Origin of the sequence: Treponema sp. (genome assembly GCF_052169735.1) — a bacterium.
Taxonomy (GTDB): domain Bacteria; phylum Spirochaetota; class Spirochaetia; order Treponematales; family Treponemataceae; genus Treponema.
Genome location: NZ_JBQNBW010000104.1, coordinates 1 through 4674, shown reverse-complemented (window position 1 = coordinate 4674; position 4674 = coordinate 1). Strand labels below are relative to the sequence as shown.

Annotated in this window: 2 protein-coding genes; both read left to right on the top strand. The window is 45.2% G+C overall.

Annotated elements, in window-relative coordinates; all coding sequences use genetic code 11:
- The first annotated feature begins 702 nt into the window (after positions 1-702).
- Positions 703-3405, top strand: a complete 2703-nt coding sequence (locus tag ACTTJ8_RS11390) for a valine--tRNA ligase (RefSeq protein ID WP_442721258.1) — start codon at positions 703-705, stop codon at positions 3403-3405.
- A gap of 47 nt (positions 3406-3452) precedes the next feature.
- The gene (locus ACTTJ8_RS11385; RefSeq protein WP_442718569.1) at positions 3453-4073 is read left to right on the top strand and encodes a hypothetical protein; all 621 of its coding nucleotides are present in this window, start codon (positions 3453-3455) and stop codon (positions 4071-4073) included.
- Positions 4074-4674 lie beyond the last annotated feature (601 nt).

Sequence of the window (4674 nt, the reverse complement as noted above, 5' to 3'; positions counted from 1 at the left end):
TACTCATATCCTCATTTTATCACGTCTTTATACTTTTGGGACAGCCCCATCGTTAACCGTCAAGTTTGCGTACCGCAAACTTGCGTATTGTATGTGCGCTCATCGCGCACCAATCCGACAGATTTCGAGAATTGATATTCTCTCAACTTGTCGGATTTTAAGGAAACCAGATAATGCAATGAAAAAAGTTTGCGATAGAAAATCTGGCAGAATTGTTTGAACGCCCAAACACGAAAAGCCAACAACAGAAAGAAAACGAAACGATACAGGGAGAGCTGTTAAAAAGTCCGCTTGAGCGGATATGATAAACTATTTCCTTACAGAACAAGCCGATAGGCTTGAAGTTTTTAGAGGTTCCCTCTACCCTATCAAGTGCTGAAAACACTCAGTCTGAAAAAATTTACGGGTATCTACGGCAACGGATTTAGAGCTAAAATTCTTTTTTTACAGCTAGAAATACTGCCGTAATTATACTGCGCCCTTGAATGAGAACCGTAAAATCGCTACACTGTTTCAAGTTTTTTCACAGGATTAAGCTAAGTCTGTAGAAGGAACCTCTGGAACTGAGCGTTTTAGCGGTTACCTTTTGATTATTTGCTGTCAGTAAAAAAAGAGGTAAAAATTACTTGTATCCGCATTTGAAAGGCTCCCGCCTACAATTTTAACCCGAAAACAGATGCAGTGAGAAGAGGAGGCTATGTCATGGATGACATGTTACACGCAGTTGAATTAGAAAAAGCATATAATCCCAAAGATTTTGAAGATAGAATCTATGAGGATTGGGAACGGCGGGGCTGTTTTAAACCCGTTAAGAAGAGAGCCGAAGCCGATACCTATGTTGTCGCTATTCCGCCTCCCAATGTAACCGGTGTACTCCACATGGGGCACGGTTTGAATAACGTATTACAGGATGTCATGGTGCGCTATCATCGTATGAAGGGCGATGAAACACTCTGGATTCCCGGTACCGATCATGCCGGCATTGCGACGCAGAATATTGTTGAGCGGCAGCTGAAAGCAGAGGGAAAGTCACGGCGCGATCTGGGACGTGAGGCATTTCTTGAAAAAACATGGCAAGTAAAAGAAAAGCACCATGCAATTATCACCAAACAGCTGCGTAAACTCGGTGCTTCTGTCGATTGGGAACGGGAACGTTTTACCATGGATGAAGGGCTTTCTCATGCAGTACGAAGGGTCTTTGTTTCATTATATGAACGCGGACTTATTTACCGCGGTAATTATCTGGTCAACTGGTGCCCCTCCTGCGGTACAGCGCTTGCAGACGATGAAGTAGATCATGAAGAGACCAAAGGCGGAATGTATCATATTCTCTATCCGCTTGCCGATGAGGTGGGAAACCCCTCCAGCTCGGAGTATATTGAAATAGCAACAACCCGTCCCGAAACCCTCTTGGGCGATACGGCTGTTGCCGTACACCCGGAAGACCCACGCTATACCCATTTAGTTGGAAAAAAGCTGGTACTTCCCCTTACCGGACGCTGTATTCCGATTGTTGCAGACAGTTATGTTGATAAAGAGTTCGGGACGGGTGCGGTAAAAATCACCCCTGCCCACGACCCCAACGACTGGGAAGTCGGCAAGCGGCATCAGCTTGAGGTTATCAATATATTGAATCCCGACGGCACACTCAATGCGTCCGTGCCGGAAAAATACCGCGGGATGACCACCAAGGCTGCCCGTGAAGCGGTTATCGCCGACTTGGAGGCACTCGGTTTATTCAAACAAAAAGAAGCAATTAAACATGCGGTAGGACATTGCTACCGCTGTCATACGGTAGTAGAACCATACCTTTCCGAACAATGGTTTGTGAAAATGCAGCCGCTTGCCGACAAAGCGCTTGCCGCATGGAAAAAAGGCGAACTGGTGTTCTATCCGCAAAAATGGGAAAATACCTACAGCCACTGGATGGAAAACATCCGCGACTGGTGTATTTCACGGCAGCTGTGGTGGGGACACCGGATTCCGGTCTGGTATTGTCAAGATTGCGGTAAGATGGCAGTTTCGGTAGCAGAAGTAACCGAATGCCCGCATTGTAAAAGCGCTCATTTGAAGCAAGATAACGATGTGCTTGATACATGGTTTTCCAGCTGGCTTTGGCCCTTTTCCACGCTCGGCTGGCCGGAAAAGACTGAGGATTTGCAGCATTACTACCCGACTTCTGCCGTGATTACGGGGCATGACATTATCTTTTTCTGGGTTTCCCGTATGATTATGGCAGCGCTTGAGTTTACCGGCACCGTACCGTTCCGGGATATTTACCTCCATGGTCTCGTACGCGACAAACAGGGACGCAAAATGTCGAAGTCGCTGGGAAATGGTATTGACCCGCTCGGTGTTATCGACGAATACGGTGCAGATGCCCTCAAGTTTACCCTCGCCTTTATGTGCACACAGGGACAGGATATCCTCATAGATAACGAATCATTTAAACTCGGCTCCCGGTTTGCGAATAAAATCTGGAATGCCTCGCGGTATATCCTCGGAAACCTTGAAGGACGGAAAATTGTTTCTGTTGCAGCATCTGAACTAACTGAGCTTGACCGCTGGATTTATCATACACTGAACGAAACAGTGAAAAGCGTAAGAGCAGCCTTTGAAGGTTACCGCTATAATGAAGCTGCGCAGAACGTCTATGAATTTTTCTGGAATAACTTTTGCGATTGGTATGTTGAAGGCACAAAACTTTCATATAAAAACGGTGATGAAGCAGAGAAAAACCGTATAACATCTGTGCTGCTTGCCGTACTTGAAGAGTCTTTGCGGCTCCTGCATCCGCTCTTACCCTTTGTAACTGAAGAAATATACCGAAAGATTCCCGAATCCTGTGCAGCCGGCGCAAAACGCCGTGCAGATATATTGACAATCGCCGACTATCCTGTATACTACGCTGAACGTGTTGCCCCTGAGGCTGCAGGGCGCTTTAATGCTCTGCAGGAGATTGTACGCCTTATCCGAGCACTCAGAGCAGAATGCGGTATTGACCCGCAGCTGAAACTCCGCATTGCGCTGTATATTGAACCGAACGCCCCTGCTGCGGCAGCACATGAAAATATTGATTTGATTAAACTGCTTGCCGGTATTGCAGAGATTACTTTTATTGACACTCCCTCCGGCAAACCTGCAAATGCCATCGGGACAATAGGCATCGGTTTTGAAGCCTTTATTATTACCGGCGCTGAAGTTGACCGCAGTCAGCTGACAGTACGCTTTACAAAAGAGCTTGAAAAAGAGAGACAGAACCTATCCCGCTTGACAACAAAACTTGCCAACACGAATTTTACCGCTCATGCGCCTGCTGAGGTTATAGCAGCAGAACAGGAGAAACTGCATGAAGCAGAGCGGCGCATTGAAAAATTTACCCTCTATTTAGAGGACTTAATATAATCAAGATACGGAGATTATTCGTGTCAATACTGAGGAGGAACTAAGAAATGGAAAAACATGAAGTGGCCCTTTTAAAAGGGATGTATCTTGCCCCGTATATTCACTTAGCAACCAGCCTCCGCGGGAAAGCTCGGCATGCAGGCGGCAATATGTTTCGACACCAGCTCGATACTATGGCAACGCTCATTGATTACGGCTATATTGATAGTATCTTATTAAAAGCCTCGATCATTCATGATGTCCTGGAAGATGTTCCTGACTTCAACGTCAATGAATTGCTTTCCATCGACTCTGAATCACCGGCTGTATATCAGTTGGTAATGGAAGTTACCCGCCGTCCAGGACAAGTAAAAACGGATTATCTCAAGCAGGTGCTCAAAAATGGTTCTCAGAGAGCAAAGGTACTTAAATGTGCAGACCGCATCAGCAATATGATCAGTCTCGGCTTTGTTAATGATCCCAAATTTATCGCCCGCTACTGTGAAGAAACGGAAGTGTATATTTTCCCCATTGCCTTGGCAGTTAATTATGATATGTTCGATGAGCTGCTCAACCTGGTCATATCCCGGCAGCAGTATTTAGCGGACTATGAATTTCTCCATCAGCACCGCGATGAACTGCAAGCAAAAGAGAATAGGGCATCTCTAAAAACTCGGTTAGATTTTTAGAGATGCCCGACGAGTTTTAATTTAAGTCTTTATATTGTAATGACTTAAATTAAAACATCGCAAAAAATCTAAGGAAAACCTCTAAAAACTGAAGTTTTTAGAGGTTCCCAACAGTATAAAATAGCGGATATGCCCTTTAAAACCGCTGCGCTCTTTGGCGTTTGAGCGATTAACTGTTAAAACAAAACTGCTCAGACGCGAAGAACGCAGAGAAAACAACAAAGGCAATCCCTCCGCCCTCCCCTTTCAAAAACACGTTTGTGCATCTGCAGGTGTGCTAATCATAAATTGCCAAGAGACAAAGGACATAGAGGAAACCAACAGCAGACCGCCTGAAACCCTTTGAAAAAACCTTGAGTCGATTTTAGTCTCCACAGTTGCATTAAACCTCAGAGAAACCTGCGAAAACAATGGAACTTTGCAATAAGCAAAGTCGCGATGTGCTTATATTTTTATATCGTTCATAATAATTAAAAAGGACAAGCAGCCCCGCCGCCTCATTAAGGAGCGAGACGGCAAGTTTTTAAGACAGCAGACTACTAATCGTCATCGAAGTCATCGTCAAAATCGTCATCATCGAAGTCATCGTCAAAATCGTCAT